The 6774-nt window shown below is 41.7% G+C and carries 7 protein-coding genes; 6 read left to right on the plus strand and 1 reads right to left on the minus strand.

Annotated elements, in window-relative coordinates:
- The 6 genes from A3738_RS27240 to A3738_RS27265 form a co-directional block, all read left to right on the plus strand.
- Positions 1-1127: glycosyltransferase (locus tag A3738_RS27240; protein WP_068763988.1), on the plus strand; the 1127-nt coding region annotated here is incomplete at its 5' end.
- Complete coding sequence (locus A3738_RS27245; RefSeq protein WP_068474556.1) at positions 1124-2140, plus strand: glycosyltransferase family 4 protein; 1017 nt, start codon at positions 1124-1126, stop codon at positions 2138-2140. The genes A3738_RS27240 and A3738_RS27245, both read left to right, overlap by 4 nt.
- Positions 2141-2222: 82 nt before the next feature.
- The gene (locus A3738_RS27250) at positions 2223-3521 is read left to right on the plus strand and encodes a phenylacetate--CoA ligase family protein (protein ID WP_156502782.1); all 1299 of its coding nucleotides are present in this window, start codon (positions 2223-2225) and stop codon (positions 3519-3521) included.
- The gene (locus tag A3738_RS27255; RefSeq protein ID WP_082878563.1) at positions 3518-4408 is read left to right on the plus strand and encodes a sulfotransferase; all 891 of its coding nucleotides are present in this window, start codon (positions 3518-3520) and stop codon (positions 4406-4408) included. Before A3738_RS27250 ends, A3738_RS27255 begins: the two co-directional genes overlap by 4 nt.
- On the plus strand, positions 4405-5388 hold the full coding sequence (locus A3738_RS27260; protein WP_068474547.1) for a hypothetical protein: 984 nt from the start codon (positions 4405-4407) through the stop codon (positions 5386-5388). Before A3738_RS27255 ends, A3738_RS27260 begins: the two co-directional genes overlap by 4 nt.
- Entirely contained in the window at positions 5385-6482 is a 1098-nt protein-coding gene (locus A3738_RS27265; protein WP_068474544.1) for an acyltransferase, read from the plus strand. Before A3738_RS27260 ends, A3738_RS27265 begins: the two co-directional genes overlap by 4 nt.
- A 28-nt stretch (positions 6483-6510) precedes the next feature.
- On the opposite strand, the gene A3738_RS32225 is transcribed toward A3738_RS27265, so the two are convergent.
- The coding region (locus tag A3738_RS32225; protein ID WP_369819839.1) for a glycosyltransferase at positions 6511-6774 on the minus strand (264 nt) is incomplete at its 5' end.

Genomic DNA, 6774 nt, shown 5'->3' on the forward strand with positions numbered 1-6774 from the left:
GGTTGTTCCGTCCATCAGCGAAAAAAATACTTGAAGGCCTCGGTCAGTTTGTGAAAAAAATCGTATTTATTCTTCCAAATTTAAATAGTGGTGGGGCAGAAAGGGTAGCAATTAACTTTTTGGCTGAACTTGAAAGGTACGGGGCCGATCTGACACTCCTTTTGCTACAGCCGGTTGGTACCCTAAGGCAATTAGTGCCGCCGTGTGTCAAAGTTAAGGTGCTGGATGTTGTGAAGGTAAGAGATTCTATTCCTGCTGTGTACTCCGAACTTAATCAGATAAAGCCTGACGTTGTTTACACGACTCATTCGAGGATCACTCCAGTAATAGGTTCAGTTAAGTGGTTTTCCCGTCTTACCTTTACTTATATTGCGCGCGTGCCTAATAACCCAATCAAAGAGTTGGCGCATGGCGTGTATGGTCGATTAAGGTCGAGAATTTTCGGCTGGGGATACAGGCGAGCGGACATTGTGATCGCTCAAACCTCTGAAATGAGAGAAGCCTGCGTACAACTTTATGGTTTAAGTGAGGGGCGGGTTTGCGTTATACATAACTCGCTTAATACGGCCAATATACACCGTTGTTTAGAGGGAACGGTTTCACCATTCGACCAAGGTGAGCTCCCAATTGTCGCGCTTGGCCGTTTAGCACCCCAAAAGAATTTTTGTTTGTTAGTCCACGCTTTCCACAAAATATCTAACGAAAATTCTAGTGTGAAGTTATATATCTTGGGGGATGATCATGGTCAAAAACAGGAAATAGAAAGGTTAGTCACCGATTTCAAACTTGATGACCGAGTGGTTCTTTTGGGTTTAGTCTCTAACCCTTACCCTTTCATTGCGAACGCGCGCGTTTTCGCAATGAGCTCCGATTACGAAGGCTTTCCAAATGCGTTGTTAGAGAGTTACTACTTAAATACACCCATTGCAACCACTAAAAACTGCGATGTAATAGAGCAATTGGTAACAGATGGGAAAAATGGGTATCTGGCGGAAGTAGGGGATGTAGACGGTTTGGCTCTAGCTATAAAAAATTCCTTACAACTAGACCGTCAAAAAATTCATAACTCTTTAGGTGTTTTGGATACGGAAATTTCAGATTTGTTTTTCAGTGAGTCTAGTAAATGAGTTTGTTGATAATTGGGCCGCGGCTTCACAAGAATGGCCAAACAGGTGGTGTCGTTGTTTTAATGGAAAATACGTTGGCTTCATTGCAGTCCCGCGGTCTAACCATTGATGTTATTGACTCAAATAAACGTAATTATTATTTTCGCTGGCTAGGTTATATATCCATCCTGTTTGCTTGCACTAGAAAAATTCCAAAGGCCGATAAGGTAATGCTGCATGGCACAGCATTTGATTACCTTTTCATAGCACCGTTTGTTGTTTTTATTGGAAGATTGCTGAAGAAAAAGGTTGGTTTAGCTAAGTTTGCAGGCAACTATGATCTCGTGTATCAACGTTATTCTTGGTTAACAAAGAAGGTTGCTGACTGGACTTTACGGCACGCATCTATACTGTTTTGGGAAACACAATATCTGGTTGAGTTTTTTAAACCGATTAATTCGTGCTCTTATTGGCTACCTAACATGAGAAAAACAAATACTAAGCCATTAGCTACTCGAGAATTCCAAAAGCGTTTCGTTTTTCTTGGGCACGTTAATCGAGAGAAAGGTGTGCTAGATATCAAGAGTGTCGCTGATGAACTGGGTTCTGATTATTCATTCGACTTGTATGGAAGGGCGGAGGATGATGACCTTGTTGCGCGTTTAAAGAACAATAGTATTTCTTATAAAGGAGAGATAGCAGCTGAGCGCGTTGTTGAGGTAATTGATGATTATGATGTTTTGCTTTTCCCAAGTCGAAGGGAGGGGGAAGGTTATCCAGGTGTTGTAATTGAAGCTTTCTCTCGAGGCGTGCCTACTATCGCTTATGAGCTAAGAGGTTTGAAGGAAATGATTCGGGATAATTCTAATGGTCTGTTAGTTCCGGTTGCTGATGTTTCAGCACTTAAAGCTGCGATCGAAAGTTTGGATCGGAGTCGATATCAGTCTTTGTCAAAAAAAGCATATGAGTCGTTCTCCCTTTATGATGAGGACAATGTTATTGATTTCTACTTACAGGTTTTGAATGATAGTTAGCCTTTCTCAGCTAAAAAAGTATTATACGGGCTCTCCCTATTGGGTTAAAAAACTATACTCAAGCCTGCCCTGGTCCATTCGCATGGGGAAAGACTATAGGGGGGCATACAGTTTTCTAGCGAACTCTGAACATTATTCTCCTGAGCAATGGCGTGTTTACCAGACTCACAAGCTGAAAGAATTACTTGTTCACTGTGAGGCAACCGTACCTTATTACAAAGCGCTGTTTTTAGATAAGGGAATAGACGTAAATGCTTCAAATATCTGGTTAGAGTTTGAAAAAATTCCATTGTTGGATAAGCAGACAGTTCTTTCTGATATAGACGCATTTTTATCCAACAAGTTCCGAAAGAAATCTTTATATTCCGCAACTACCGGTGGCACCACTGGCAAACCCATGCAGATTTTTTATGACTCTGTTAGTTATAAAAAAGAGTGGGCCTTTAAAATATATGCGTGGAATAAAGCGATTGGCTATCAGCCGTCGTCAAGAAAAGCCACTTTTCGTGGAGTAGCAAACGGAAACGCGTTATGGGTCGAAAACCCTATCTATAACGAGATTCGTTTTTCACCATTTCATATGGTTGACGAGAGCCTAAAAGACATCGTCGACAAGCTCGTCGTATATAAACCAAAGTTTGTGCATGGTTATCCTTCGGCTATCGCTGCCTTGTCGAGTTATTTAGTAGAAAATAACTTAAAAATCGCATCGGTTAGGGCCGTCATGTGTATATCGGAAAATATACTTGATGGGCAGAGACGATTGGTACAGGAGGCTTTCGGGTGTGAACCATACAGCTTCTATGGCCATAGTGAACGAGCTGTGTTTGCCTCTATGAAAGAAGATCTAACTGAATACCATAGCCATCCAGCTTATGGGGTTTGTGAGTTGGTAGATGATCATGGGGCTGTAATTAAAGATTGCGGGTTGCGTGGTGAGCTTGTTGGTACAGGGTTTATTAACTCGGCAATGCCTCTTTTGAGATACCGTACTGGTGATTATTGCATGTGGTCTAATGTTAACTGCGATAATGCAGGTTACGGAACGTTTCCTGAAGTAGAAGGACGGTGGAAACAAGAGTTTGTTGAGGGGAGGGATGGTAAGCGAGTTTCCTTAACTGCGCTAAATATGCACGAGGATATTTATGCCCATATTGATGCCATGCAATATGTCGTTGGTGAGCCGGGGCTAGTTGATCTAAACATTATTCCCGCAGTTTCATATGACCAGGGCGTTGAGGAAAAAATATTGGCAGAGTACCGCGAGAAGCTAGGCGGCACTTTTACAGTGCGAGTTAGTTTAGTTGACTCGCTCATTAAGACTAAAATTGGAAAGTGCCCTTTGATGGTTAAGTCGCAGATCGACAGGATTAGCAATTGAAAAAAGTTTTTATTATAGGAGTGGGCCGCTCGGGAACATCTTTACTTCAGAGCATGCTAGCTAGTCATTCAGAAGTCACTTTTGTTCCTGAGACCAGCATGTTGCGACGTTTCGTTTTTGGAGGGAAGCTTGGAAAGGCTGAAGATATTGCGGTCAATCAAGAGCTACTTTGGTCGGATGAGAAGGTCAAGCGACTAGGATTGTCGGAGGGTGATTTTGATGAGGGGCTTAAACCCGCACAGCTTTATGAACAAATTATTACTAAGGGTGTCAGTACACTCTATGTTGGTGATAAAGACCCTAAGCTAATAGAGTATTTGCCTTTGTTAGTCGCAACCTTTCCCGAGAGTGTGATCGTTCATATTAAAAGAGATCCTAGAGACGTATTGGCCTCCAAGAAAAAAGCGGATTGGTCTAAATCAAGGCCATCTTCGATGCATATTGCTGCTGGTTATGCGCAGGAAAAGGCTTTCCAGTCTTTTAAAATGCGCTCAGGATTTAAAAATATCGTAGAAGTCGTATACGAAGATCTAATATCTGACCCAGAGTCTGTCTTGAGAGAAGTATGTGCCCAGATGGAAATCACGTTTGAGAGAAGGATGCTGAATTTTGGAGCAGCTTCCGAGAAGCTCGTTTCGCAAGAGGAAATGCAATGGAAGGGCGAGACGCTAGGGCCTTTGTTAACAAACAATGCTAATAAGTGGATGGCTCAACTCACACCTTTCGAAATCGTTGTCTGTGAAGGTGTAAATAGCGTTGAGTCGAGTGCTCAATCTGTCTCGCTAGCCAACCGGTGCAAAGGTGCTTTTTTTGTTCTAGCGTTGCAATTAATCGCACCTGCTTACAATCTCATGCGCAGATATACTTATAGGAAGTTTCAATCGTGATTCTCTATGCGGACGCGTCTGAGAGTATTAATTTTGTGCGTGGTCGCTTTGTTTTAGAAAACTTCAAATCTACGGATAAGGAAGTAGTACCAGCTTCTCGTTCTTTTAGCCTGACGGTGGCGATGCACTTTTCTTTGGTCTGCCGCTTGCTAAGGTTGTATCCAAGTAATGTCATTCGACTATCCACTAAGAAGTTTCTCGTGGTGTTTAGAAAAAGGTTCTATCACTTGGACTTTGCTAACACCTCCTTTACTTACCGGTCTGATATCGTTGGTTCATCACCTATCAACGTATTGCTTGATGATGGCGTTTTATTCTACGGAGAATACCGACAGAACAAGGAGCGTTCGCCAATCGCACTTTGGCGGTCAACGGACTTCGGAGAAACGTGGGAATCAGCCTATCAATTTGATGCTATTAGGCATATCCATGGGGTATTTAAAGATCCATACGAAGAAACGTTTTATGTGACCACAGGTGATTCTGATCGCGAAAGTGCAATTTGGGTATCGCGAGATGGTGCAAAGAGTTTTTCGAAGCTTCTGCATGGAAGTCAGCAAACTAGGGCAGTGCAGTTAGGTATTACAAAGGACGCAATTTATTTTGGTTCTGATTCGCCATTAGAGCAAAATTATCTGTACCGATTGGAAAGAGAGTCAAATCAGCTTTTGCAGCTAGGGCCAGTGGCGGGAAGTGTTTTTTACGCGAAGGTTGTGGGCGAAGATGTGTACTTTTCTACCGCCGTTGAGCCTAGTGATGTTAATAAAAGCCCAAATGCCCAGCTTTGGAAGGTAAGCAAGACTGAAATGTCGTTTTTGTATGAGTCAAAGAAAGATATTTGGTCTAAGAAATATTTTTTGTATGGACAATTAAGGTTTGTTGATGGCCCCGCAAAGAATGCCACGATCTGGATATCAGAGGTTGCGACTAAGAATCATGGGCAACACTTTAGCTTAGTCATGGAGGGGGGTGATAAATGAATCAACGTTTTGAGGTCCTTGATGCTTTCCGCGGCCTATGCGCTCTATTCGTCGTCCTCTTCCATATGAGGGTGTCAGGCTCGGTCACTGATCTAGCATTTTTTGAAAATAGCTGGGTCTTTGTTGAGTTTTTCTTCGTTTTAAGTGGATTCGTTTTGGTGCATGGGTATGGTTTCCGTGATGATTTAAAGTTTAAGCCGTTTATGACGGCTAGATTCTATCGTCTTTACCCATTACATTTTTTTATGCTGGTCATCTTTATTATTCTTGAGTGTGGTAAGTGGTTGGCGTGGAAGTTCGGCGGCTTTTCGTTTAACTCTGTTCCCTTTACTAACGCTTTTGCATTTTCAGAGATAGTTCCTAATTTTCTGTTGATACATGCTTGGGTGCCATTTGCGGATCCATTTAGCTTTAATTCTCCGTCGTGGAGCATCAGCATAGAGTTTTACATGTATGCATTGTTGTTCGCTTCAATATCGGTTTTCCGATCATTTAGAATCGGTTCTTGGTTTGTGATTGTTCTTTTGGCGTTTATTTTGATTTATTGCGAATCAGATATAGTGGTTATAGAGGTTCAGAGAGGGCTGTTCTGTTTTTTTTGTGGTGCGATGACGTATGTTGTTTTTTTAAAATCTCAAATCTCAAATCCCAAATCCCAAATCTCAAAGTTTTTGGCTAGTTTTGTTGAGCTTGCGCTTCTCGTTAGTGTTGTTTTTCTTACTCAGACAGACGTTGTATTCAAAAATATTATTGCTCCAGGACTATTTTGTTTGACGGTTTTTTGCTTTGCATTCGAAGCAGGAGTGTTCTCGAAAATACTTAAAGCTCGGTTATTTCAGTTTATTGGTAAGCGATCGTTTTCAATTTATATGACGCATGCTGGGGTATTGTTTATTGTCATTTCTCTTGCAATGGTGATTCAAAAGTTCACGGGTATCGAGCTCGCCCCGATGGTCGATGAAAAACGAAGTTTAAATTTTGGTGGGCCTGTTGAGAATAATGTTGCCGTCATTCTAGTGTTATTGCTTGTTGTGTTTTTTTCGAACTTTACATACGAGCAAATAGAGCTGAAGTTTAACAAAAAAAGTGGCTAAAGTTGCAGTGTATATGTATCGGTCAGCATTAGCTCGATTTCAATATACGAAGAATATCTTCTGCTAGTCGCTTACTTATGCTTGAACGTTTAAATTTATCAATGAACATTGTTCTTCGGCTGTTGCATAATTCGAGGGATCGAACAGCAATTCTTGCTTCTTTCGAATTTGTAGGCGAGAAAACTTCGGCATTAGACACTTCGTTGTCAATAAACTCTGCCGCATACCCAGCTACTCCCGCCAAAATCGGCTTTCCCGTGGCCGCGTATTCGAAAATTTTTGAAGGAAGTAC

The organism is Oleiphilus sp. HI0066 (genome assembly GCF_001635725.1).

Excerpts from the sequence above, each read along its gene's own strand:
- A3738_RS27245 (WP_068474556.1), top strand. The coding sequence starts at position 1,124 with ATGAGTTTGTTGATAATTGGGCCGCGGCTTCACAAGAATGGCCAAACA.
- A3738_RS27250 (WP_156502782.1), top strand. The coding sequence starts at position 2,223 with ATGGGGAAAGACTATAGGGGGGCATACAGTTTTCTAGCGAACTCTGAA.
- A3738_RS27265 (WP_068474544.1), top strand. The coding sequence starts at position 5,385 with ATGAATCAACGTTTTGAGGTCCTTGATGCTTTCCGCGGCCTATGCGCT.